Source organism: Mycobacterium sp. NGS59 (assembly GCF_059812345.1).
This window is the reverse complement of sequence record NZ_JCALCN010000027.1, coordinates 1-23658: the sequence shown is the minus strand read 5'-3', so window position 1 is coordinate 23658 and position 23658 is coordinate 1. Positions and strand designations below refer to the sequence as shown.

The window sequence follows — 23658 nt, the reverse complement described above, 5'->3', positions numbered from 1 at the left end:
GCGATCAACGGGCGGGCCGCCCGGCCACCCGGCCCAACTCGGCGAGATCGCGCTCGGCGTGGCTCTGCCGGATGTAGATGCTCAGGTCCGCGACCCGCTGGGCGTGCCGTCCGTCCTCACACAGCGGACCCGGCCCCAGGGCACGCCCGGTGCGGGTGATCGCCTCGTCCACCGCGTGTTCGGCGACCGCGCGGACGCGGCGGGCCAGCAGCTGCGCCGCACCATCCCGGTCGAACGGGTCGGCATCGATCTGAGCGGCCGCCGTCGCCAGCATCGCATCCCCCGCGGCGAGCGCGGCGTCGACGGCACCCAGATGCGCCAGCGCGTAGGCGTCGGCCGACCCGCTGCGGGCGCACCGGTACAGCGGCTCGGCGACCCGGCGGGCGCCGCCGAGCCAACAGGCGGCGACCCCGATTGCGCCGTGCCAGAAGCCCGGGCGCGTCGAGTACTCGTCCGGCCCGCCCACCAGGATCGCGTGCACATTGCTGAACTGCACGGAGCGCGTGTCGCTGCCGGCCATGCCGGGATTCCACCAGGTGCTGGGCAGCGGTTTCACGCCGGCATCGGTGAGGGTCACCGCGAACAGACCCCGTCCGCCCTCTTCCAGCACCGCGGTCACGAGTGCTTTCGTGCAGAAGCCCGCGCCCGAGCACCACACCTTGATGCCGTTGAGCACGTACTCGTCCCCGGCGATGTTGGTCGCGGTCAGGACGGCGTCGGCGGATTCGGAGGCCCAAACCCCCCACAACTGGCGCGGTTCCGGCGGTTTGCCGCCCAATTCGTGCAGGATCGCGACGGCGTCGACGTGCGCTTCGGCGATGCGTGCCGCGGCGATGTCGTCCTCGGCCAGTTGCGCCAGCCGCTGCCAGCGCTCGCTGGTGTATCCCGAAGCGGGCAACGGCAATTCGAGTCGCCCCGATTCCAACCAGTGCGCAACCAGACCCGCCGTCATGAGCGGTCTCCGGCGACTGACATGGGTTGCTAGTTCCCGTTTGGATTTCCCTTAAACGACCCTGGTCAGGTTGTTAACCGCGCACATCGGGTATGTCTTTTCGCGCTATGACCAACCAGTTGCGTGAAGCTCTGCGCGCCGCCGCTTCGGCGCTGAAGGAATACGGCCCGCCGTTTGCCTTGGCGGGCGGCTACGCGTTGTGGGCTTACGGTGCACCCGAACCCGTCCACGACGTCGATTTCGTGGTCGCCGAGTGCGATGTGCCTGGGGCGGTCGCCACGCTCGAAAAGGCCGGCTTCGTCATCGAACGTCCGCCCGAGGACTGGTTGTTCAAGGTGCGCCTGGGCGACGCGCTGGTCGACGTGCTGCACCGCGTCAACGGTGTCCGGGTGGAGCCCGAGGACATGGAGCTTGCGGAAGACCGCGTGGTGTTGGCGGTTTCGATGCCGGTTCTGCCTCCGACCGTGGTGTTCATCCAGCGCTTACGCGCCCTGACCGAGCACTACTGCGATTTCGCCAGGCTGATCCCGGCCGCGCGAGCGATCCGGGAAAAGCTGGACTGGGACCGCATCGAATCCGAGACTTCCGACAACGATTTCGCGGTCGCGTTCCTGGTGCTGGCCGATCGACTCGGCCTCCGAAACTGAGGCGGAGCGCGTAAAACTCGTCGCGCTGGGTATCTTCTCGAACTATGGAATCTCATCCTGACCGGGACGAAGACCTGGCGAAGGTGGTCGACGACCTCGAGGAGAATGTCACCGACGAAGCCGACGGTGTACCCGAGGAGGAACAGACTCCCAGTGCGGGCACCGAACAGGAGCCGCCCGATTGAGAGGTCAGTGGTTACGCAGCTTGGCGATCAGTTTGTCTTTGGTCATGCTCGAATACCCTGACAGGCCAAGCTCTTTGGCGCGCTTCTTCAGGTCCGTGACGGTCCAGTCGTCGTAGGACCCGGACTTGCCGCCCTTGCGGCCGACCTTGGATTTGCCCTGGCCGGCAGCCGCATTGGAGATCCGGGCCGCCTTCTCCTTGGAATCGCCCTTCTTGCGTAGGTCCTTGTACAGCTTCTCGTTTTTGATCGACGAGTTCGGCACCGTCGCCACCTCCTGTGCGTTGCTGCGAAACCGCTGGCAGAGTGCCCGCGTTGGGCAACCTCAAAACGGCCTGCCCGAAGACTGCCCCGACTTGTTTGGGGCAGTGCTGACCGGGAACACAGGGCGCGACGGACCAACAAGGGTTCGGCACATTACCCGAAGGACTAAAGATGAGTGACGAGAACAGCGGTCCCCAAGAAGGCATCAAGGGTGTCGTTGAAGGCGCCAAGGGCAAGGCCAAGGAGGCCGTCGGTGCGGTGACCGGCAGCGACGATCTGAAGAACGAGGGCGAAGCCCAACAGGACAAGGCCGACGCGCAACGCGATGCCGCCAAGAAAGAGGCCGAAGCCGAATCCGCCCGGGGCGGCGCGGAGGCAGCCGAGGAACGGCAGAAGTCCAACCAGTAGTCGACCAGCAGTCGACCCGAATTCCGGTGTGCTCGCCACTTGCTGAGCTTTCCGCCGGCGATACGGTCACCCAACATTGGAAGTGGTGATGCAGGCAGGCAAGGGGCGAGGCGACCTCCGCGGCGTGGTGGCGATCGGCGCGTCCGCGGGGGGTGTTGAGGCGCTCTCGCAGTTGGCCGCGGGACTCTCAGCCGACCTCCCCTACGCCTACCTGGTCACCTTGCACCTACCCGCATTCGCACCCAGCATGTTGGCGCGCATCGTCGACCGGCACGGTCCGGTGCGCGCCGTCAACGCTCAGCACGGCGCAGAGTTGCAACCGGGACTCATCTACGTCGCCGTCCCGGATCACCATCTGTTGGTCGCAGACCATCGCGTGGTGCTTTCGCAGGGGCCGACCGAAAACGGGCACCGGCCGGCTATCAACGCGCTGTTCCGTTCCGTCGCACTGGATTTCGGGCCGCGCGCCATCGGGATCCTACTCTCGGGCGTGTTGGAGGACGGCGTGCTCGGGCTGGGAGCGATCCGATCCCGGGGCGGCTACGCGATCGGTCAGGACCCCGAGGACGCGTTGTTTCCCGCAATGCCGCTCAATGCTTACAACGCCGGCGTTCTGGACCGCCAAGCGGCTGCCGGGAATATCGGAGCCGTGTTGAAAGAATTGGCTCAGCGCGAGATCGAGGAGTGCGACATGGAGCGCGACGTCGCGATGGAGATGAAAAACCGCATAGCCATGGCATCCCGTTTCGCCACCGACTTCGACACCCAGGAGCTCGGCCCGCCCTCGGGATTCACCTGCCCGGACTGTAACGGATCGCTGATAGCGGTGGGCGAAGGCAACTTTCGCTGCCACGTCGGTCATGCGTGGACGCCCGACTCGCTGCTCGCCTCCCACGACGACGAAGTGGAAAATGCGCTTTGGATCGCGTTGCGCAGCCTGCAGGAGAAGGCGAAGCTGTCCAGGCAATTGGCCAGCAGGGCCGGGCAGGGTCCGCTATTCGGTCGGTACAGCGCCGTCGCCCAGGAAGCCGAGCGGGCCCTCGCGGTACTCAGCGAGCGACTGGCCGAAGGGGTTCCCCGTCCCGGAGAACAAGGTGCCTGACTCGAGCACAGCGATCCGCGTTGATGTCGCAGGCCATCACGACGCGTCGATATTGAGCGCCGCGGGGGTACTGGACAGTTCCACTTATCGCAACCTCCGCGACGCCGTGATCAAGACCGCGCTCGAGGAGCCTCGCGCGGTGATCGTGGACGTGAACCGGCTGAGTGTCCCGTCGCCGTCGGCCTGGTCGGTGTTCACCAGCGCCCGTTGGCACGTGAGTGTCTGGCCGGATGTCCCAGTTCTTCTGGTGTGCAGCGATATACACAACAGGCGAGAGATAATGGCCAGTGGTGTAACGCGGTACGTTCCGCTGTTCCGTACCCGTAAGACGGCCCTGGCAGCAGCCGACGAATCGGCCGTCACCGGCCGCCGTCGTGCGCGCACGCAACTTCCCGCTGACCTGGTCAGTCTGCGACTGTGCCGGGTCAGGGTCCACGAATGGTTGACCACCTGGTCAGAGAGCCCCCTCATTCCCGTCGCCAGCACGGTCGCCACGGTGTTCGTCGACAACGTCCTCCGGCATACCGAATCGGCTCCCGTGTTGATCGTGGAGAAACTCAAGGACATCGTCACCGTCGCCGTGCAGGATTGCAGCGACCAGCCCGCGGTCCGACACGAACGCGGTCGCTGCGGTCCCGAGATCGTTTCCGGGCTGGCGATCGTCTCCGCTCTGTCGCGGGTATGGGGCAGCACCCCGACGTCCTCGGGCAAGACGGTATGGGCCGTGATCGGCTCCGAAAATCAGCTCTGACGTTCGCGAGTAATGTCAGGTACTCCGGCAATCTCGGCGAACGGCAACTCGATGAACGGCACCTCCGACGAGGCTTTCGAAGCCTTGTTGCGTTACATGCGGGATTCCCGCGGGTTCGACTTCACCGGTTACAAACGCACGTCGCTGATGCGCAGGGTCCGTCACAGGATGGATCACGCCGGATACACCACCTATGAGGAATACCTCGACGTCCTGCAGGCCAGCTCGGACGAATTCGCGGCGTTGTTCAACACTATCCTGATCAACGTCACCGCCTTCTTCCGTGACCCCGAAGCATGGGAGTTCGTCAGCAGCGACGTCATTCCCCGGCTGCTGGCCGAGCGCGGTCCCGACGATCCCATCCGGGTGTGGAGCGCGGGAAGCGCGTCCGGGCAGGAGGCCTACACGCTGGCAATGCTGTTGTCGGAGGCGATGGGAGCAGACGCCTTCCGGCAGCGTGTGAAGATCTACGCCACCGACATCGACGAGGAGGCACTCGCCGAAGCGCGTGCCGCGTCCTACGACGCCCGGGCGGTCGAGTCGGTGCCGCCGGAGCTGCTGGGGCGCTACTTCGAACAAGTCAACGGGCGCTACCTGTTTCACAAGGACCTGCGCCGCGCGGTCATCTTCGGTCGCAACGACCTGGTCAAGGATGCGCCGATCTCCCGGGTGGACCTGCTGGTGTGCCGTAACACCCTGATGTATCTGAACGCCGAAACCCAGCGAAACGTGTTAGGCCGCTTGAACTTCGCGTTGGCCCCGCAGGGGACACTGTTCCTCGGGCATGCCGAGATGTTGTTGAGCCACGGTGACAGGTTCGTCCCGCTGAACTTGAAGAACCGGATCTTCCGAAAGTTGCGCGGGTCCCGCGACGGTGTCGAGCGTTACGACCCGGCGACAGCCTTCTACGATCGGCACGGCGAATCGGTGGGCCTGATGACGGTGCGCGACTTGGCATTTCGTGTCAGTCCGGTGGCGCAGATCGTCGTCACCGGCGAAGACACCGTCGCGATGATCAACCAGCAGGCGGAGACCATCTTCGGACTCTCCGCCCGCGACATCGGCCGGTTGTTGCGTGACCTCGAAGTGTCCTACCGACCGGTCGAGTTGCGGGCGTACCTCGAGCAGGCCAAGGTGGAGCGGCGCTCGGCGCGCATCCAGGACGTCAAATGGCAACGGCCGGGCGCGGACACGGTGTGGTTCGAGATCCACGTCAATCCGTTGATCGACGCCGAGAACGGCCTGTTGGGCGTGTCGATCGTGTTCTTCGACGTCACTGCCACGCGGGCGCTGCTCGACAAGGTGGTACAGACGAACCGGCAACTCGAGGCGGCCTACGAGGAGTTGCAGTCGACCAACGAAGAACTCGAGACCACCAACGAGGAACTGCAGTCCACCGTCGAGGAACTGGAAACCACCAACGAAGAACTGCAGTCCACCAACGAAGAACTCGAGACGATGAACGAGGAACTGCAGTCGACCAACGACGAACTGCACACCATCAACGACACGCTGCGAGAACGCGGCGTCGAACTGGACGACGCGAAGAACTTCCTCGATTCACTGATCAACTCCGTCCAGCTGGGCTTGGTCGTGGTGGACCGTGAGATGCGGGTGGTGGTGTGGAACCACGGTTGCGAGGAACTGTGGGGGTTGCGCGCCGACGAGACCACCGGCGCGCAACTGATTTCGCTGGACATCGGTCTGCCGATGGACAGCGTGCGGCCTCTGATCGGCAACGCTTTCGCGGACACGGAGACTGCCGGTGAGGCCGTGGTGGATGCGGTCAATCGGCGCGGACGGCCGGCCCAGGTGCGCCTGACCTGCACCTCGTTCCGCACCCGTGAAGGAACCGTCGGCGGCGCGCTGCTGCTGATGGAGGTGGTCGGCTAGCTCGAGGCCGGCGAACCGCTGTCCGAAAAGCGAACTGCTCGGCCAGTGCCGTTTGACCCATGTAGAAGCCCGGGTAGCCCAACTTCGCATGGGGGTCAAAAGGAGCACCGAAATGAAGTCATTGTGAAAGTAGCGATCGTCCGCGGCGACGACGCGTACTCCGAGCATGGCGGGTACGGGATCGCCGACGACGACGGTCAACTCTGCGCTGCACTGGCGCGCCAGGGATTGACCGTGACGGCCTGCCGGCGCCGACGCGACGAAGACTCGCCGGTCGAGCCGGGTTATCGGCAGGAGTCCGCCGGCATCGGCCCTGCCACTACGGTGTCACCGGCCGAGGTATTGCCGTTCGTGGGTGAATGGGCCGCCGAACTGGGCCGGCAGTGGGCGGCGGACCCGCCCGACATGGTGCACGCGTACGGCTGGCTGGGCGGCTTGGCGGCCCAATTGGCCGCGCGCCGGGGTGGACTGCCCGTCGTGCAGAGTTTCCACGGCATAGCAGCCGGGACCGCCGACGTCGAGAAGTCTCGGCTGCTACCGCTGCTGGTCCGTGGCGCGACCTGGGTGACCGGGGGCAGCACCGACGAGATCGCCGCGCTGGCCCGGTTGCGCCGCCGTCGCGCGCAAGTGTCGGTCCTGTCGACCGGAATCGACGTCACGCGCTACGTGCCCACCGGTCCCCCGGACACCAACTCCGGCTCGTTCCGTATCCTGCAATTGGCGCCGAATCTGTTGCGGCACAATGGTTTCGAGCTGACTATCCGGGCGCTGCCCAGGCTGTCCGGCACGGAACTGGTGATCGCCCAGACGACGTCCTCGGACGACGGCAAACCGGCACTGCAGCAGCTCGCCGCCGAACTCGGGGTCAGCGACCGGGTCCGCTTCGTCGACGCCGTCGACCAAGAGGCGATTTCGTCGTTGCTGCAATCCGCTGACGTGCTCACCTGCACGCCGTGGCACGCACCACGGGCCACGGCGGCGTTGCAGGCGATGGCCAGCGGAGTGGTCGTGGTGGGCGTACCGGTCGGCGCCCTGGTCGACACCGTGATCAACGGCGTCACCGGGGTGTTGGTGTCGCCGACCAGTCCGCATGAGTTGGCTTCGGCGCTGAAAACGCTGCAGCATCACACTTTCCAGCGGGTGAGTATGGGTTCGGCAGGCCGGTCCCGAGTGATGTCGCGGTTCAGCTGGGACCGGATCGCGATGGACGCAGTGAGCATCTATCACCAGACCCTGTCCCAGCAACGGGTTACTGCCGGCCGCGGTCACGTCAACGCCACGGCGTAGGTAAAAGCAGCGTGTTACCCGCCGCGACCGGGAACGGCAGCGACACCGCCGCAATCCGATACGGACAGTTCCGCACTGGCGATTCCGGGTCGGCGCACCGCTTCTTTGCCAACGCCTACAAGCCGGGCTGGCAGCTCAGCAGTCTGGGCAAGGAGTCGGTCGTCACCCACCGGCGCTTCGAGACAGACTGGATCACCGTCGACGAGTTGCTGATCGAGGGGCGGGTGGGCTGCGAGATCAATCCGGCCGAATCGGTCGTGGTGATCCAGCCGCGGGCAGGTTCTCTCACCGTCGCCGGCGACCCTGGGACGAACATCGCGACGGCGGTGCTGGCCGCGGACGGATTGCCATGCGTGCTGCAGGCCAACACCGCGCGGTTCCATGTGGTGAGCATGGATCTGCAGTTGGTGAGTTACGTCGCCGTCGAGAAAGGCGGTCCGCTACCGCACCGGCTTCAGTTCCTGGATTGCCGCCCGCACACCGACGCGGTCACCCAGACGTGGAGTCAGGCGCTGGACTATGTGATCGCCAGCTTCGGATGCGCGGAAACGGCGCATCAGCCGTTGCTCGTCGCCGCGGCCGCCCGCCTGCTGGGAGCGGCGCTGCTCGAGTGCTTTCCGTCCAACCTGCACGCCGACCGTGAGTTGCTGAGCAACCCGTCGCTGCCGCCCAGCCTGAAGGGCGCGGTTTCCTTCATCCACCGCCACTGCGGTGACGGGATCGGCGTCAACGACGTCGCGGACGCGCTTCGGATGACACCGCGCGCGGTGCAATATCTGTTCCGGCACCACCTGGATACGACGCCTACCGAGTATTTGCGCCGCGTTCGGTTGCAGCGCGCTCATCAGGATCTCAGCAGCAGCGACCGGGCCAGCACCACCGTCGCCGAGGTCGCACAACGCTGGGGTTTCTGTCACACGGGTCGGTTCGCCGCGCTCTACCGCGGCACCTACGGACAGAGCCCGCACACCACGCTGCACCAGTGACCGCTCTCAGAGCATGGTGCGCGGGGCTCGCAGCACCTGATCGACCCGGTAGGCCGCGTCGTCTTCGTCGTCCTGGGCGGTGATTTCGGAGACCACCCGCTCGGCGATGTTGCGCAGCTTCACATTGGATTCCTGCGACAGCTTCACCAGCAAATCGAATGCGGACTCGGAGTCGACGCCGTACCGCAGCATCAGGATTCCCATCGCCTGATTGATCACCGCGCGTCGAGAATCCACGGCCAGCAACGCCTCGCTCAGATGTTTCTGCAGGTCAGCGTCGAACTGATCGGTGATGTCGATGTAGAAGCCGCCGATGCCGAGCAGCCGGCCGTCGGGTCCGGAGAACCGGTCGCCGACCACCACGACGACGTGCGTCTCACCCCGGGTGTCGATGATGCGGTGGCGGCTGCTGAACGCGGCACCGTGCCTGCGCACCTGCTCGATGAGTTCGGGCACGGTGGGTTTGTCGTCGGGATGCCTGTGCTTGAGCAGCAATTGGTTGGTCGGAGTGACGGTGCCCGGTTCGTAGCCGTGCATTCGGGCGACCTCTTCAGACCATTCCCAGCGATCTTCACGGGTCAGGTAACGGAATCTCCCGACCATGGGCCACCTGCGGCCCTTCTTTCGCCGCGAATCTGCGCACACCAGCCCAACTATATTTCGGCTGGCCCGTCCGCCTGTACCAAAGCGGCATCATGACTTCGCAATCTTGCTGGGAGCTCAGGCGGTCTTGGCCAGCACCGCCGTCGGGGATCGGCTTTCGCTCCTGCTCACTTTGCGGATCAGTGAGCGGGTGGCCTTCTCCACCATCTGTTGTGCGTCGCTTCGGCGCCGCGTCCGGGCCGCGCGCTCCGTCGCGGAGACGATGGTCAGACCCTGGCGGTAGCCGCTGACCACCCGCGGATCGACATAGGAGCTCCGCGCCACCGCCGGTGTGTTGCCCAACTCTTCGGAAACCTCCCGCATGACCGCTGCTTCGATCTTCTTGGCCTGCCGCTCCGACACGGCGGGGTCGGCACCGGCGAACGCCGCCGCGGCCAGCACCGTGCCATGCCAGGTCCGCAGGTCCTTGACCGAGTAGTCGGCTCCGACCAGTTCCTTGAACCGTGCGTTGAGGTCGTCGGCCTTGACCTCTGTCCAGCCGGAAGCGTTGCGGCACATCAAGAATCGCCCCGAGCAGTCGGTTCTGCGCAGCATAGCGCGCACCGCCCGGACGACTTCGGCGTCCTCGATCTCGTATTGGCGTTGCACCCCGCTCTTGGCGGGGTAGTCGAACGCCACCGCGTCTCGGCGCACGGTCACGTGCTCACAGAGCAGGGTGGCCAGCCCGTAGGACTCGTTTTCCTCGGCATATTGCTCGCCGCCGGCACGGAAGTACCCCAGGTCGAGCAGGTGCAGTCCCAGCGCGAGTACCCGCTCCCGGTTCAGGCCGCGGGTGTCGAGGTCGCGCGCGATCTGCTCGCGCCAGGCCGGCAACTTCGTCGACATTTCCAGCACCCGGTCGAACTTCTCTTCGGCGCGCTCCTGCTGCCAGTTCTGGTGGTAGAGATACTGACGGCGTCCGGCGGCGTCGGTGCCCACCGCCTGGATGTGCCCGTTGGGATACGGAGCGATCCACACCTTCTTCCAGGCCGGCGGGATCACCAGGTCCTTGATCCGCTGCACCGTGGTCTCGTCGGCGAGCAAGTCGCCGTCCGCGCCGTAATAGGCGAAACCCTTGCCGCGACGCTTACGCGTGATACCGGGCTTGCTCAGCACACTGCGGCGCAGCCGCATGTCAGTCCTCCGCTGTCCCCGACTTCGATCTCCGGTCGGCTGCAGCCTGAATTGCCCGTGCGGCCAGCCCTTACACCTGCGTGCAATGCCGAACGACCCGCCACGGCGCCGTGGCGGGTCGTTCGTTTATCGACTCAGGGATCAGCCGGCCATGAACTCGTGGTAGGCCGACTCCAGATGCCCCGGCAATGCGCTCACGTTGCACTGCCGCTCGGTTTCGCCGATCGGCGCCAGGATCCCGCGCAGGTCGTAGTACTCGTTGGGGTGCGCGGTGAAGTAGCCCCGGATGTTCGACGCTGCGACACCACGGTCCTGGCCATAGGCGGCCATGACCACCTGATTGGCACCCGGGTGGCTGGAAAGGTACTGCTGCGCCGCGCCGGTGACCGACGAGACGGTGGCATTGACACCTTCCGGACTGCAGTCAGGTGCGGCCGCCGCCGACGGCGCGCCGACGAGGCCGACGACAAATCCCCCGAGCAGACAACCGGCGCTGATACCGGCAACCCGCCGAGGCGCGACGATACTGCTGAATTTCATGTTGCTGTGTTCCTCCGAATTCGCGAACCTTCGCTGGGGCGCCCGAGGCCCCGAAATCCAAAGTAGCGAAACCGAAATCGGTGACCCGGGCATGTTCGCCGACGACGAACGCGGCAATCGGGGGATGCGCCGGTAAAGGTGTGATCAGTGCAACTCGAGTCAACTATTTAGCTAAGCAAACATACAACTCGGCTGAGAAACGATGAGAACTCTCAGAAACGGCCGCGTCTTCTTAAGAGATCGTGACCTGAATTCGTGACACAACCGTTATCTCAGCTGGCCCGAATGCGGTAGCTACCGGTTGAGCTTGCCGTCCCGCGCGCCGGTCAAGGCGTCGTCGAGGGTGGGGTACAGCGGGAACGTCTTGTCCAGGCCGGTCAGGTGGATCGGCCGTCTGGTCGCCGGGCCGTGGGCCACCACACCGAACTCCGCGGCGTCGCCGAGTTTCTCGTAGGTCGAGGCCAGGATCTTCAAGCCCACCGAACCCAGGAAGTCGACTGAGGAAAGGTCGATGACCAGCGCTGCCGGACCGTCGGCGACCACGCCGCCGATTGCTTCCTCCAGGGCCGGCGCAGTAACCAAGTCGATTTCGCCGCCGATGCTGAGCACGACTACCCCGTCGTGGTCGGAGACCGTGGCAGTGATCGAATCAGGAGCTGACAATGGCGATCCTTTGTCCGGGCCTTCGGTGTGGTGCAAGCCTAACCCGCTGCGCTTACCGCGAGAAGATGAAGACCTCAACACGCTCTACCTGACCCCCCAAGCTAGTCTCCCCATAGCACCCGCGCTCGGCTGGCCTTGGAGGGACAGATGTCCGATTTGTCGACAGATTCCACCGGCAACGCCACCGGGAGCGTCTCGAGTGAAGGTTTGCTGCCGCAGCTGGTGCAGCATCTGAGGCGAAACCGGACCGCGCTGCGCGAGGAATGGGCGCGCCGGATCACCGAGGCCGAACTGTTGACCGCGATGACGCCGGAGGAGATCTTCTCCGAGGCGACCGCCGTCTACGACAACTACGTCGAGGTGCTCGAGACCGGTAGCGTCGAAGCGCTGCAGGATTACGCCCGCGACCTCTCCGAGCGCATCATTCCGCGGGGGGTGGAGACCGACGAGGTGCTCGGCATCGTGCTGCTGCTGCGCGACGTGCTGGCACGCTCGCTGTTCGAGAAGTACCAGGCCGAGTTCGACATGCTGAACCGGGTGCTGGACGCCTACGAACCGGCGGCCAACCGCATTGCCAACACCGTGGGCGTCAGCTTCGTCCAGGAGCGCGAGCGCATCATCCGCCAGCAGCAGGAAGCGATCCGGGAGCTGTCCACGCCGGTGCTGCAGGTGCGGGAGCAGCTGCTGATTCTGCCGATCATCGGTGTGCTGGACAGTCAACGCGCCCGGCAGGTCACCGAGCAGCTGTTGCGGGCCATCCGCGCCAATCGCGCCAAGGTCGTCGTGATCGACATCACCGGTGTCCCCACCATCGACTCGACCGTGGCCAACCACCTGGTGCAGACGGTCGACGCGTCCGGCTTGATGGGCGCCAGCGTCATCATCACCGGACTGTCGTCGGAGATCGCCCTGACGCTGGTGACGATCGGCTTGGACCTGTCCAAGATGAACGCGGTCGGCGACCTGCAGGGCGGTATCGAGGAAGCCGAGCGGCTGCTCGGCTACGAAGTGACCCGCACCGGCGACTGAGGCCGAGCGCTACTAGGACCAAGACCAACCCATGCCAGTACCGATTCTGAAACAGGGCGCGATTCTGATCGCGACCGTTCAGGCCGCCCTGACCGACTCCGATACCGAGCGCCTGCGCGAAGACCTGATGGAGCGGGTCAGCCGTTTCCGCGCCCAGGGGATCGTCGTCGACGTCACCGCCATCGACGTGATGGACTCGTTCGCGGCACGCTCGCTGCGGACGATCGCCCACATGACCCGGCTGCGTGGAGCCACCACCGTGATCGTGGGCCTGCAGCCCGAGGTCGCCTTCGCCATGGTGCAGCTCGGGCTGGCCTTCGACGATATGAGCACCGCGCTCGACCTCGAAGAGGGCATCGCGCTGCTGCATAGACAGTTGGGTCTGCACAGATCAACGATCGGGCGCGACGGTGGCGGGTGAGACCGTGGTCGCCATCAACACATCCGACGACATCGTCGCCGCCCGCAAAGCCGGTCACCAGCTCGCCATCGACCTCGGATTCTCGCTGACCGACGTCACCATGATCGCCACCGCGATCTCCGAGATCGCCCGCAACATCACCAGCTACGCCGGTCGCGGCGAGGTCCAGGTCGGTGTCGACGACCGCGAGGGCCGCCGGGCGCTGGTGGTCCGTGCCGAGGACGACGGGCCCGGTATCGCCGACATCGACCGCGCCATGGAGGACGGCTACACCACCGGACGCGGCCTGGGGATGGGCCTGCCGGGTGCCCGCCGGTTGATGGATCGGTTGATTGTGGAGTCCGCGCTCGGCCGCGGCACGGTCATCGAGATGTGGAAATGGGTTCCCGCTCGTGCGTGAGAACGGCCGGCTCGGGCCGATCGAGTGGGCGACGGCGAGTCGCTCACGTCCGGGCGAACAACTCTGCGGCGATCAGGCCCTGGCCGTCGGCATCGACGGTGACCATGCCTTGTTCGGGGTGTTGGACGGCCTGGGTCACGGCCCCGACGCCGCAAGTGCCGCACTGGCCGCCGTCGACGCGCTGCAGGGCGCGCGGGGCGAACGCCTCGAGGTTCTGGTCCAGCTCTGCCACCGGGTGCTGAGCGGAAGCCGCGGCGTCGCGATGACCCTGGCCCGGATCGACTTCCAGACCGGCAAACTGAGCTGGACGGGGATCGGCAACGTCGTCGCCAACCTGGTCGCCAAGAGCGCCAGCGGCATCCAGATCCGGTGCAGCGCACGCCTGACCGGCGGCATCGTCGGCTACCGGATACCGGAAACCCGGCCCGCGCAAGTGGTTTCGATCCGCACCGGGGATCTGCTGGTGATCAGCAGCGACGGCATCGCCAAAGATCACCTGGACCACATCGACTTCGCCGCCTCGGCCAAGGACATCGCCGAGCAGATCCTGACCAAGCACGCCAAGGAATCCGACGACGCGATGGTGCTCGCCGCCCGCCACCGGGGCATGCTGTCATGAGCTCGCCGAACGACTTCCAATCCCAATACCTGGCCGCGCTGCGCCGCTACGTCGACGCGCGAGACGAGGACGTCCTGGCCGTGGGGCACGAACTCGGCCGCCGGGCGCTGCAGGAACAGATCAGCATGCTCGACATCATCGAGAACACGTTCTGGCTGCTCGACGAACTGCCCGGGGACGCGACCGCCGACCGGGCGCCTGCCCTGGAATTCTTGCTGCAGACGCTGGCTCCGCTGGATGTCGCAACTCGCGGGTTCCTGGACGGCACCAGGAAATACGCGCAGGAGCGGGCCCGCGCGCAGGACCTGGCCGACCGCGACAAGTTTCGTACCGCGCTGGTCAACTCGCTGCAGGAGGGCTTCTTCGTCGCCGACCAGGACGGCGCGGTGATCGAGGTCAACAACGCCTTCGCCGAGATCCTCGGCTACGGCGCCGAGGGTCTGCCGTATCGGTGGCCGCAGCCCTGGCTGGTCGACAAGCAGGGCACCTACGAGGAGCAACAGCGGGTCCGCCGGGAAGGCAGCGCCGACTACGAGATTCCGGTCCGCCATTCCGACGGTCATCTGGCTTGGATCGCGGTCAGTATCAATGCCGTTCGCGGTCCCGTCGGCGAAGGTGACGTCTATGTGGGCACCGTCCGCGACGTCACCGCCGAGCGTGCCTTCGCGGCGCGGGAAGGTGCGGTGCTGCGGCTGGCCACATCGGTGGCGGTGGCCAAGAGCGTGGCCGAGGTATTGGCGATCACCCTCCACGAGTGCCGTACGGCGGTCGACGTGCAGCGTGTGGTGGCGGTGATGTGGCCGTCCGGAGATGGCGAGCCAACCGTCCAGGTGGCTGGCGAGCCCACCGAAACCAGCTGGCGCGCAATGGATCCGACGCTTCGCCGCACGTTCACCGACGCCCGTCACCAGCTGCCGCTGACCGCGAAGACGGTCGAGTGGCCGGACGCCCCGGGCAAGGCGCGCGGACTGGTGGTGATGCTCTCCGGCACCGGCGACGTCGCGCTGTGGCTGGAGCTGCGGACCCCACGCTGGGTCAGCGCCGAGGATCGGCTGCTGGTGACCGTCTTGATCGGTCATCTCAGCCTGGCCATCCAGCATGTCCGCCAGTTCGAGAACGCCCGCGAAACGTCGCTGACCCTGCAGCGCGCCATGTTGCCGCCGATGCAGCCGCCACCGGGTTTCGCGGTGCGGTACGAACCCGCCGTCGAACCGCTGGAGATCAGCGGCGACTGGTACGACGTCATCCCGATCGACGACCGCCGCATCGGGATCGTCGTGGGCGACTGCGTGGGCCGCGGTTTGCCGGCCGCCGCGATCATGGGCCAACTGCGCAGTTCTTCGCGGGCCCTGCTGATCACCGGCGCCAGACCGGCCGTGTTGCTCGAACAACTCGACGCGGCCGCGTCGATGATTCCGGATGCCTACTGCACGACGGTTTTCCTGGCGATTCTGGACACCGAATCCGGTGTGCTGGAGTACAGCAACGCCGGCCACATGCCCGCCGTCCTGGTCAACACCCAGCCCGATTCGGTGCCGAAGATGCTGACCGACGCGCGGTCGGTGCCATTGGCGGTGCGCCGCAACACTACTCGTCCGCAGGCCGCCGAGGTGCTGCCGCCGGGCTCGACGTTGATGCTGTTCACCGACGGCTTGGTCGAGCGCCGGCACGAGTCGATCGACGAGGGACTGGGGCGGGTCGCCGACGTGCTGACCGAGTCGGCGCATCTGCCGATCGGCGTGGTCGCCGACACCGTGCTGGAAAGGCTTGCCCCGCAAGCGGGTTACGACGACGACGTCGCGATGGTGGTGTACCGCCACCAGTTGGCCCCGCTGCACGTCGAATCCGAAGCCACCCCGGACAAACTGGCCCCGCTGCGGCGGCAGCTGACTTCCTGGCTGCGGGCCGCGCAGGTCCCGGCGGACCTGGCCACCGACATCGTGCTGGTGGTGAGCGAGGCATGCACCAACTGCGTCGAGCACGCCTACGCCGGACAACAGGCGGGGACGATGCGGCTGCACATGCAGGCCGACGAGGGCGTGATCCGGGCGCATATCGCCGACTCCGGACGCTGGAAGCCCCCGGCCGCCGACCCGGGCAACGGCGGGCGTGGCCTGCTGCTGATGAGGGCCATGAGCGAGTCGATGGACGTCGACGAGAGCCCCGCCGGGACCAGCATCGACATCGTCTTCCGTTTGCCGGATCGATAGCGGGGTAAAACATCGGTGTGACTCACATGTCGATATCCGTCGAGCCTGCCCTGCCGGCGGCCCACGGACCGTTGTCGACGGCGGTGCGCCGTACGCTGACGGCGCCGCCCTCGCGCGAGCAGACCGGGCGGATCAGCGCGTCGGTGCGCGATTCCGACCCGTTCGGCCTGGACCTGCAGCTGGCGCTGTACATGTGCTACGAGCTGCACTACCGCGGTTTCGCCTCGGTGGACCCGGGCTGGGAGTGGAATCCGGGGCTGCTGGGATTTCGTGCCGAGTTAGAGCGGGCCTTTCTGGCAGGAGTCCGCCGCGATGTGGGTCCCATCGAGCCCGGTGACACCGCCGACGCCGAAATGGACGCGCTCGCAATCGAACCCAAGGACGGCACCGGGTTGTCGTATCACCTGCGTGACGGCGGGACGTGGGAGCAGATGCGCGAGTACTTCGTGCACCGCTCGCTCTACCACCTCAAGGAGGGCGACCCGCACGCCTTCGCCATTCCTCGGTTGACGGGGACCGCCAAGGCCGCGTTCGTCGCCGTCGAGTTCGACGAGTACGGCGCCGGGCGGGGTCCGGCGATGCACCAGCAACTGTTTGCCGACCTGTTGGATGCCGCCGATCTGGACTCGACGTATCTGGGCTATCTGGATGCGGTGCCCGCCGAATCGCTGGCGGTGGTGAACCTGATGTCCATGTTCGGTCTGCACCGGCGGTTGCGGGGCGCGGCGGTGGGACATTTCGCGGCGACCGAGATCACCTCACCACCGGGTTCCAAGCGCATGGTCGATGCGCTGCGCCGCATGCAGGCCCCGGCCGCGTGCGTGGAGTTCTACCGCGAGCATGTGGAAGCCGACGCCGTGCACGAGCACGTGGTGCGCTTGGATGTCGTCGGGGACCTGGTTGCCCGCGAGCCACATCTGGACTGCGACGTCGTCTTCGGCATGCGCGCCAACGCCGCTGTGGAAGACCGCCTGGCCGACGCCATCATGGCGGCGTGGCAACGGGGCGAGTCGTCGCTACGCCGGCCGCTCGGTTAGCTGCTTGACTTTGGCCGGCCGGCACCGGCGGTGACTGGTGTCGCACAGCGGATAGTCCTGGCTGCGGCGACACGTGCAGACCGCCACCATGAACCGGTCCGACTCCACGACCTCGCCGTCGGGCATCTCGATGCGCACCGGCCCGGAAACCAGCACCGGGCCATTGGGAATCACCTGCACCCGGGTGGTACTCACGGCTTGTCTGCTCGGATCACGACGATTTCCTCTTCCCGACGACCCGGGGGGATCAGGCCGATCTCCTCGAGCCATTCTGCCCGTGCCGTGAGCACCGGCCCGAACGGGATCAGTTGACTGGCAACGACGTCGGCGTCCATGCCGCTGGCGCGCAGCTGGTCCAGCGACCGCTGCACTCCAGCCAGCGCCGAGTGCACCAACAACAGAGATCCGCCGTTGCACAACAACTTTGACGCCGATTCACACAGCGGATCGAGAGTCTGCCGACCGTCTATCCCGGCGTTCCACGCCCAGGACGGGCCGGCCGCGGCCGGGATGTGTTCGGTGTCGTCGACGGGCGGCGTTGGCACGTAAGGAGGATTGGAGACCACGACGTCGAACGAGCCGCACTCGAGTGCGTCGATCCACGAGCCGTGGCGCACATCCACCTCGACCCCGGCGCCGGCGGCGTTGTCCTGGGAACAGCTGACGGCGTGCGGGCAGATGTCGAATGCTGTGACACTTGCGCAACCCATTTCGGCTGCCGATATGGCGACGAACCCGGATCCGGTGCACAGGTCCAGCACTCGGCGATGCCGGATCAGACCTGTCCACCGCATGGTGTCGACGAGCAAGTGAGAATCGTGTTGTGGCTGGTAAACGCGTTCTGCGATCGGATCCGCATCCGAAGCCGGCAACGTGCTTGTCATGGCCTGATTAATGCCCGCAGACGATTATGTTAAACCTCTTGGCCTATCTGCTGGGTTAAGAGGTGCGCGCCGCTGCTTGACCCAGCTTCTGGACGACCGTCTCACAAAACGCCGAAAGGTCCTTGGGCGAGCGGCTGGTGACGATATTGCCGTCCACCACCACTTCTTCGTCGACCACCCGGGCACCGGCGTTGCGCAGATCGGTACGAATGCTGGGATACGACGTCAGCTTGCGTCCGGCGACCACGCCGGCTTCCACCAGCGTCCAGGGACCGTGACAGATCGCGGCGACCAGTTTCCCGGAATCGACGAAATCACGGACGAACGCCACGGCGTCCTTGTCCAGGCGCAGCTTGTCGGGGTTGACCGTGCCACCGGGCAGGATCAGCCCGTCATACTCGTCCACCGACACCTCGGCTACCTTTCGGTCCACTTCGAAAGTCCCGGCCGGCTCGAGGTCGTGATTGCGGGCCTCGATCTCACCGTCCTTCAGCGACAGCAGGTCGGTCTGGGCGCCGGCGTCCTGCAGAGCCTTGCGGGGTTCTTCGAGCTCGACCTTCTCCACCCCGTCGGCGGCCAGAAACGCAATCCGCTTGCCGTCCAACTCATTTGACATCGTCACTACTCCTCTTCGGGGATTTTCCGCTACGGATTGAGGACAACCTTGGTGCAGCCGTCCTGCTTGTGCTTGAAGATCTCGTATCCATGGGACGACTGGTCGAGCGGAAGGTGGTGGCTGATGATCATCGTCGGGTCGATCTCGCCACTGCGGATCCGCTCCAGCAACGGTCGCATGTACCGGTGCACGTGGCATTGCCCGGCCTTGATGGTCAGCGACCGGTTCATGATGGCGCCGATCGGGAACTTGTCCATCAACCCGCCGTACACCCCGACGATGGAGATCGTTCCGCCGTTACGGCAACTCAAGGCAGCTTCCCGAAGTGCGTGCGGCCGTTCGGTTTCCAGCCGCGCCGCCTGCTTGACCCGGTCGTAGGCGTCCACCAGGGTGGAGCCGTTGCGCGCTTCCAGGCCGACCGCGTCGATGCAGTGGTCGGGTCCGCGGCCGGCCGTGATGTCGCGCAACTCGTCGAGTACCGATGTCTCGGCGAAATTGAGGGTGCTGGCGCCCAGCTTCCGGGCCAGCTCGAGCCGGTACGGAACCTGGTCGATGGCAATGACTTTCGACGCTCCGAGCAGCAGCGCGCTGACCACCGCGAACAGGCCCACCGGCCCGGCGCCCCATACCGCCACCACGTCGGTGGACTTGATGTCGCACATCTCGGCGCCCATGTAGCCCGTGGGCAAGATGTCGGAAAGGAACAGCACCTGGTCGTCGGTCAGGTCGTCCTCGATCTTCAACGGTCCCACGTCGGCGAACGGCACCCGGGCGTATTCGGCCTGCCCGCCGGCGAATCCGCCCATCATGTGCGAGTAGCCGAACAGCCCGGCGGGAGAATGGCCCATCAGCTTTTCGACCATGCCGGCGTTGGGGTTGGAGTTCTCGCACAGCGAGTACAGGTCGCGGTCACAGGCCGAGCAGGATCCGCACGCGATCGGGAACGGCACCACCACGCGGTCACCCACGGCCAGGTTGTGCACGTTTTTGCCGACTTCGACGACCTCGCCCATGAATTCGTGGCCCAGCACGTCACCGTGCTTGACGGTGGGAATGTATCCGTCGTAGAGGTGCAGGTCGGAGCCACAGATCGCGGTCGAGGTGACTTTGACGATCGCGTCACGGTCGTTGAGGATCTTCGGATCCGGGACCGATTGCACCTCAACGCTGTTGCGGCCGGCCCAGACAGTTGCCTTCATCGTTCAGCCTCCTTGGCCTGCCGGTTGCGCGGATTGCTGATGCATCTGCCGGAAGGCGACTACACCGTCCGGCGAGCCGTCCGAACGCATCACCTGGCCGGTTTCCATGATCTGCTTGAAGCGGCGCAGGTCGTCGTTGACCTGCTGGTCGGGAGACTCCCCCAGCAGGGTCGCCGCCGCTTTCGCCACGGCCCCGCCCGGGATCTGATAACCGATGGTGACCCGGACTTCGGTGCCCTTGCCGGTGTTGTCCGGGGTGAACTCGACGCGTCCGCTGTTGGCAATTCCCGAGCCCGGCAACGACTGCCACGCGATCCGCCTGCCGGGCTCGTCCTCGACAATCTGCGCGTCCCAGCGAATAGGTTGTCCCACAGGGGCGTTGGCGGTCCAGCGCGACCGGCCGTTTCCGTCGACGACAACGGACTGCAGGTGATGCATGAAGCTGGGTAGCTTCTCCAGATCCCGCCAGTAGTTGTAGACGTCGTCCGGCGGCCGCTGAATGGTCACGGCCGCACGCAACGTTTCGTTCCGCTGCGCGCTGGCGTGCCGCGGTCCTGCGCCGCCGGTGGTGCGCAGCGCGGCGTAGAGGTCGAGTCCGCCGATAACCGTAAGTGCGGCAGCCGAAATGAGCCCACGCCGGCGTCGGCCCGGCCCGCGCTTCGCGACACCGACAGCGAGCGCGGCGACGTCCAGCACGTCACCGGCCACCCGGGTCCACACCAATTTCTCCGAACCGAGCAAAAGCGCTGCGCCGTGGGCGCATTCGCGCAGACCCAGGGCGCGAATGACGGTGCGGGAGCGTTGCGTCTCATCGACACCGGCCAGCGCGGCGACCCCGCCGGGCGCCACAATCTCCGAAAGACCCAGTCCCAGGCTGGCTACGCCGAGGCCTTTCACCAGAGTCATAGTTGTGTTTGCCTCGGACTCACTCATCGCAACAACCCCTCGTCCAGATCCGGTAGCGGATCCGACCCGCTATCGCAGCCATACCCCGGCAGTTAGCACCCAAACCTGCACGCACGCGGCTCAGGCGGAAGCCGCGCGCAACGCCTCGAGGAGCGGTTCGGCTGCTTGTTCGAGGAATTGCTGCTGAGTTTCGCCCCCGATCTGGATGAGCGCGATGTCACTGAAGCCGGCTTCCCAGTAGGGCTTGACGGCTTCGACAATGGCATCCAGGTCGGGACCACACGCAATGCTGTCGGCCACGTCTTCGGGTCGGACGAACTGCGTCGCGCCGGCGAAACCTGCCGGTGTCGGCAGGTCGGCGTTGACCGACCAGCCGCCGGCGAACCAGCGGAACTGATCGTGCGCACGCTCGACGGCGGTGTCGCGGTCGGGATCCCAGCAGATCGGTATCTGGCCGATCACCCGGCCCGCACCGGGCCACCCGCCGCTCTGGCGCGCCACGTGCCAGGCGTCGACCAGCTCGTTGTCGGGTTGCACCGCTACCAGGTGGTCGGCCAGCTTGCCGAGCTTCTCGACACCTCGCGCCCCGGTGAGCGCGACCGCGATGCCGGGCAGGACGTCGGGCACGTCCCACAGGCGCGCGGAGTCGACCTGGAAATAATCGCCACGCCAGTCGACGAGTTGCCCGCCGAACAACTCGCGGATGATCTTGATGGCTTCGCGCAGCATGTCCTGCCGGCGTTCGATGGTCGGCCAGCCTTTGCCGACCACGTGTTCGTTGAGGTTCTCGCCGCTACCGAGGCCGAGCGTGAAACGTCCGTCGGCCAGGATCTGCACGGTCGCGGCCTGCTGCGCCACGATGACCGGGTGATACCGCATCGTCGGGCACGTCACATAGGAGTAGAGGTCCACTCGCTCGGTGGCGTGCGCGACCGCGCCCAACACCGCCCACGCATTCGGGGCGTGCCCCTGCGTGGCCAGCCACGGGGAGAAGTGATCACTGCAGACTTCGAAGTCGAAGCCTCGCTGCTCGGCCGAAACCGCGTCGCGCACAAGGTCTTTGGGGCCACATTGCTCTGTCATCAAGGTATAGCCGAACCGTGCCATACCTTTCGGATACCCCTGGCCACTGAACGCAAACGACGGCGTCAGAACGGTGGGGGCTCGTCCTCGGGGCTGGGCGGTGCGGGGCTGCTGGAGCTGACGGGCTCGGCTCGCCGCGTCATCCGGGCTGCACGGTTGTGCCGACGTTCCGCCTTGACGCGCTGGGCACGGTCCTGAGCGCGGGTGCGGCGGCGCTTGGGCATCATCGCGCTGCGCTCGGCGCAGTAGTCGGCCGGTGGTGGGGTTTCGGGGGCGGGCATGCCGCCGACCGCGGCACACAGACTCGGAAACAGCAGCGCGCTGCCAGGGGTGGTGACGTAGGTGTCTCCGGCCGGGGAGGTCAGGATCAGGGTGCCGTCGGCCAGTTGCTTTTCAGTCCAGCCCCAGAACGTCTTCATCAAATGATGCGTACGGCAATAGCACTTGATATTCGCCGCGTGCGTGGGTCCGCCCGCCGCGTAGGGAACCGTGTGTTCCAAATCGCAGCGCGCCGCGGGCACATCGCAACCCGGCCAGCGGCACGTCAGGTCCCGGCAGCGGACGAAGTCAGCCAGGGCTTTGGACGGGGTGTAGTGGGGTTCGGGTGCGGCCCAGCCGGGGTTTGCCAGCGGCACCAACTTGGCCGAGCGGGCCAGCTCGGCAATCAGATCGGGAGTTATCAACCCGTTGGTTGCCACCTCGGAGCCGGGCGCACCGCCGTTGCCGTGCAGGCTGGCCTGTTCGGCGATCACGTGAATCACCACCGGCGACACCGGCGCACGGGCACCGGCCGTACAGTCCGGGCGTTCGCAGCGACAGCCCAGACGCTCTGCCCGGGCCGCCAGTGCTCCCAGCGCATCGGCACGGCGCTGAGCCGCGGTACGCGGGTCGTGTGGGCACACCGTGGCCGCCAGCGCCGTCAAACACCGGTCCAGGGCATGCCCATCAGGAGTCGACAGGGTGCCTTCGATGTGCGACAAGCCCTCGGAGTCGTCCCAGATCGTCACCTCCCGGCCCTGCCGGCGCTCCTTGCGTCGGCGCACCGCGTCGGCGTCCGCGCGCGCCACGATCCGATCCACCTGACCCGCCAGCCGCCCGCGACTCAGCGAAGGCCAGCGCGTCACGTTGACTGCGATCAACTCATCGACCCGGGCCAACACCTCCGGGTCTTCGATCAGATCGGTGCGGAACACGATCGTGCGGAACGTCGAGCCGTCGATGTCGCCAGCGCAGAACACCTCGCCAACCCTGGGCAGCCGCTCGCGCATCGCCCGAGCGACGTGCAACTGACTCATCGCCAGGCCATGACCGATCCGCAACGCGGCCGCCACCTCCGCCGCCACCGCGTCCATCGTGTCGACACACCACTGCTCGGTATCCGAACACCGCGACAACCGATGCGCGAACAACTCCCCGATCTTGACCAGTTGCGCGGCCGCCGCCCGGTTCTCGGCCACCGCGTCCGCCCGGATCCCGTCGATCAATCCGGTCGACACCGCGGTGGTGGAGGGGTGCCTGCCCTCCCAGTACTCGTCGTTCGCGGCTGTATCGAACATACTTTCGATTATGCCACGGGGCGGTGACAACCCGTCAGAGCCGCTCTTTGACCGCCGCTGACAGGCGGGATCCGTCGGCCTTCCCCTCGGCGATGCCGGTGGCGACCTTCATCACCAAGCCCATCTGCTTCATGGAGGGACGCTGCCCGATGTCCTCAGCCACCTGCGCGATCGCGGTGTCGACAACATCGGCCACCTCGGCATCGGTGAGCGGTGTCGGCAGATATTCGTCGATGATCCTGGCCTC

Annotated in this window: 28 protein-coding genes; 14 read left to right on the top strand and 14 right to left on the bottom strand. The window is 66.2% G+C overall.

The features are described 5' to 3' along the window. Positions 1 to 4: 4 nt before the first annotated feature. Positions 5 to 952: an acyl-CoA dehydrogenase family protein gene (locus AC5Y46_RS22320; RefSeq protein ID WP_499943349.1), complete on the bottom strand. Its 948-nt coding sequence runs from the start codon at positions 950 to 952 to the stop codon at positions 5 to 7. A gap of 107 nt (positions 953 to 1059) precedes the next feature. On the opposite strand from AC5Y46_RS22320, the gene AC5Y46_RS22315 reads away from it, so the two are divergent. Beyond that, positions 1060 to 1599: a nucleotidyltransferase family protein gene (locus AC5Y46_RS22315; protein WP_499993088.1), complete on the top strand. Its 540-nt coding sequence runs from the start codon at positions 1060 to 1062 to the stop codon at positions 1597 to 1599. A 44-nt stretch (positions 1600 to 1643) separates the two neighbouring features. Next, the gene (locus AC5Y46_RS22310) at positions 1644 to 1784 is read left to right on the top strand and encodes a hypothetical protein (protein WP_499943347.1); all 141 of its coding nucleotides are present in this window, start codon (positions 1644 to 1646) and stop codon (positions 1782 to 1784) included. A gap of 4 nt (positions 1785 to 1788) precedes the next feature. On the opposite strand, the gene AC5Y46_RS22305 is transcribed toward AC5Y46_RS22310, so the two are convergent. Further along, positions 1789 to 2046 (bottom strand): DUF7218 family protein, encoded by a 258-nt coding sequence (locus AC5Y46_RS22305; RefSeq protein WP_499993086.1) that lies wholly within the window; start codon positions 2044 to 2046, stop codon positions 1789 to 1791. Positions 2047 to 2216: 170 nt separating this feature from the next. Here AC5Y46_RS22305 and mbp1 point away from each other — a divergent pair, with 170 nt between their 5' ends. The 6 genes from mbp1 (at position 2217) to AC5Y46_RS22275 (ending at position 8472) form a co-directional block, all read left to right on the top strand. Continuing rightward, the gene (gene mbp1 / locus AC5Y46_RS22300; protein WP_499943346.1) at positions 2217 to 2453 is read left to right on the top strand and encodes a microaggregate-binding protein 1; all 237 of its coding nucleotides are present in this window, start codon (positions 2217 to 2219) and stop codon (positions 2451 to 2453) included. A gap of 82 nt (positions 2454 to 2535) precedes the next feature. Continuing rightward, complete coding sequence (locus tag AC5Y46_RS22295; protein ID WP_499993149.1) at positions 2536 to 3555, top strand: chemotaxis protein CheB; 1020 nt, start codon at positions 2536 to 2538, stop codon at positions 3553 to 3555. After that, the gene (locus AC5Y46_RS22290; protein ID WP_499993085.1) at positions 3548 to 4306 is read left to right on the top strand and encodes an STAS domain-containing protein; all 759 of its coding nucleotides are present in this window, start codon (positions 3548 to 3550) and stop codon (positions 4304 to 4306) included. The genes AC5Y46_RS22295 and AC5Y46_RS22290 overlap by 8 nt, the downstream gene beginning before the upstream one ends. 51 nt (positions 4307 to 4357) lie before the next feature. Beyond that, the gene (locus AC5Y46_RS22285) at positions 4358 to 6199 is read left to right on the top strand and encodes a CheR family methyltransferase (RefSeq protein WP_499993146.1); all 1842 of its coding nucleotides are present in this window, start codon (positions 4358 to 4360) and stop codon (positions 6197 to 6199) included. 123 nt (positions 6200 to 6322) lie between these two features. Further along, entirely contained in the window at positions 6323 to 7486 is a 1164-nt protein-coding gene (locus tag AC5Y46_RS22280; protein ID WP_499943343.1) for a glycosyltransferase, read from the top strand. Positions 7487 to 7497: 11 nt separating this feature from the next. After that, entirely contained in the window at positions 7498 to 8472 is a 975-nt protein-coding gene (locus AC5Y46_RS22275; protein WP_499993084.1) for a helix-turn-helix transcriptional regulator, read from the top strand. 6 nt (positions 8473 to 8478) lie between these two features. Here the strand turns inward: AC5Y46_RS22275 and AC5Y46_RS22270 are convergent, their stop codons facing one another. The 4 genes from AC5Y46_RS22270 to AC5Y46_RS22255 form a co-directional block, all read right to left on the bottom strand. Further along, positions 8479 to 9075, bottom strand: coding sequence for a PAS and ANTAR domain-containing protein (locus AC5Y46_RS22270; RefSeq protein WP_499943341.1), 597 nt, complete (start codon positions 9073 to 9075; stop codon positions 8479 to 8481). Positions 9076 to 9192: 117 nt separating this feature from the next. After that, positions 9193 to 10248 (bottom strand): DNA topoisomerase IB, encoded by a 1056-nt coding sequence (locus AC5Y46_RS22265; RefSeq protein WP_499943340.1) that lies wholly within the window; start codon positions 10246 to 10248, stop codon positions 9193 to 9195. Between the two features lie 141 nt (positions 10249 to 10389). Continuing rightward, positions 10390 to 10788 carry a heme-binding protein gene (locus tag AC5Y46_RS22260; RefSeq protein ID WP_499993082.1) on the bottom strand — a complete coding sequence of 133 codons (399 nt, stop codon included), beginning with the start codon at positions 10786 to 10788 and terminating at the stop codon, positions 10390 to 10392. Positions 10789 to 11082: 294 nt separating this feature from the next. Then, on the bottom strand, positions 11083 to 11451 hold the full coding sequence (locus AC5Y46_RS22255) for an STAS domain-containing protein (RefSeq protein ID WP_499943338.1): 369 nt from the start codon (positions 11449 to 11451) through the stop codon (positions 11083 to 11085). Between the two features lie 147 nt (positions 11452 to 11598). Here AC5Y46_RS22255 and AC5Y46_RS22250 point away from each other — a divergent pair, with 147 nt between their 5' ends. From AC5Y46_RS22250 to AC5Y46_RS22225, 6 genes are read left to right on the top strand one after another with little or no spacing between them, the layout of a single operon-like run. Then, on the top strand, positions 11599 to 12480 hold the full coding sequence (locus AC5Y46_RS22250; RefSeq protein ID WP_499943337.1) for an STAS domain-containing protein: 882 nt from the start codon (positions 11599 to 11601) through the stop codon (positions 12478 to 12480). A 31-nt stretch (positions 12481 to 12511) separates the two neighbouring features. Then, complete coding sequence (locus AC5Y46_RS22245; protein ID WP_499943336.1) at positions 12512 to 12901, top strand: STAS domain-containing protein; 390 nt, start codon at positions 12512 to 12514, stop codon at positions 12899 to 12901. After that, on the top strand, positions 12891 to 13301 hold the full coding sequence (locus tag AC5Y46_RS22240) for an anti-sigma regulatory factor (protein ID WP_499993079.1): 411 nt from the start codon (positions 12891 to 12893) through the stop codon (positions 13299 to 13301). Before AC5Y46_RS22245 ends, AC5Y46_RS22240 begins: the two co-directional genes overlap by 11 nt. Continuing rightward, positions 13294 to 13920, top strand: coding sequence for a SpoIIE family protein phosphatase (locus AC5Y46_RS22235; protein WP_499993077.1), 627 nt, complete (start codon positions 13294 to 13296; stop codon positions 13918 to 13920). The genes AC5Y46_RS22240 and AC5Y46_RS22235 overlap by 8 nt, the downstream gene beginning before the upstream one ends. Continuing rightward, positions 13917 to 16130, top strand: a complete 2214-nt coding sequence (locus tag AC5Y46_RS22230; protein WP_499993074.1) for a SpoIIE family protein phosphatase — start codon at positions 13917 to 13919, stop codon at positions 16128 to 16130. Before AC5Y46_RS22235 ends, AC5Y46_RS22230 begins: the two co-directional genes overlap by 4 nt. A gap of 26 nt (positions 16131 to 16156) precedes the next feature. Continuing rightward, complete coding sequence (locus AC5Y46_RS22225; RefSeq protein ID WP_499993073.1) at positions 16157 to 17167, top strand: iron-containing redox enzyme family protein; 1011 nt, start codon at positions 16157 to 16159, stop codon at positions 17165 to 17167. Here AC5Y46_RS22225 and AC5Y46_RS22220 read toward each other — a convergent pair. From AC5Y46_RS22220 to AC5Y46_RS22185, 8 genes are all read right to left on the bottom strand, one after another. Beyond that, complete coding sequence (locus AC5Y46_RS22220) at positions 17147 to 17362, bottom strand: CDGSH iron-sulfur domain-containing protein (RefSeq protein WP_499943331.1); 216 nt, start codon at positions 17360 to 17362, stop codon at positions 17147 to 17149. The genes AC5Y46_RS22225 and AC5Y46_RS22220 overlap by 21 nt on opposite strands. Continuing rightward, positions 17359 to 18051, bottom strand: coding sequence for a HemK2/MTQ2 family protein methyltransferase (locus tag AC5Y46_RS22215; RefSeq protein WP_499943330.1), 693 nt, complete (start codon positions 18049 to 18051; stop codon positions 17359 to 17361). Before AC5Y46_RS22215 ends, AC5Y46_RS22220 begins: the two co-directional genes overlap by 4 nt. A 55-nt stretch (positions 18052 to 18106) precedes the next feature. Next, positions 18107 to 18667: a type 1 glutamine amidotransferase domain-containing protein gene (locus AC5Y46_RS22210; RefSeq protein ID WP_499943329.1), complete on the bottom strand. Its 561-nt coding sequence runs from the start codon at positions 18665 to 18667 to the stop codon at positions 18107 to 18109. A gap of 29 nt (positions 18668 to 18696) precedes the next feature. After that, on the bottom strand, positions 18697 to 19866 hold the full coding sequence (locus AC5Y46_RS22205; RefSeq protein WP_499943328.1) for a zinc-dependent alcohol dehydrogenase: 1170 nt from the start codon (positions 19864 to 19866) through the stop codon (positions 18697 to 18699). 3 nt (positions 19867 to 19869) lie between these two features. Beyond that, the gene (locus tag AC5Y46_RS22200; RefSeq protein WP_499943327.1) at positions 19870 to 20772 is read right to left on the bottom strand and encodes an SRPBCC family protein; all 903 of its coding nucleotides are present in this window, start codon (positions 20770 to 20772) and stop codon (positions 19870 to 19872) included. Positions 20773 to 20892: 120 nt separating this feature from the next. Then, positions 20893 to 21879, bottom strand: a complete 987-nt coding sequence (locus AC5Y46_RS22195; protein WP_499943326.1) for an LLM class F420-dependent oxidoreductase — start codon at positions 21877 to 21879, stop codon at positions 20893 to 20895. A 41-nt stretch (positions 21880 to 21920) separates the two neighbouring features. Further along, positions 21921 to 23411 carry an HNH endonuclease signature motif containing protein gene (locus AC5Y46_RS22190; protein ID WP_499993068.1) on the bottom strand — a complete coding sequence of 497 codons (1491 nt, stop codon included), beginning with the start codon at positions 23409 to 23411 and terminating at the stop codon, positions 21921 to 21923. 34 nt (positions 23412 to 23445) lie between these two features. After that, positions 23446 to 23658 (bottom strand): GatB/YqeY domain-containing protein (locus tag AC5Y46_RS22185; protein WP_499993066.1); only part of this gene is annotated, 213 nt, incomplete at its 5' end.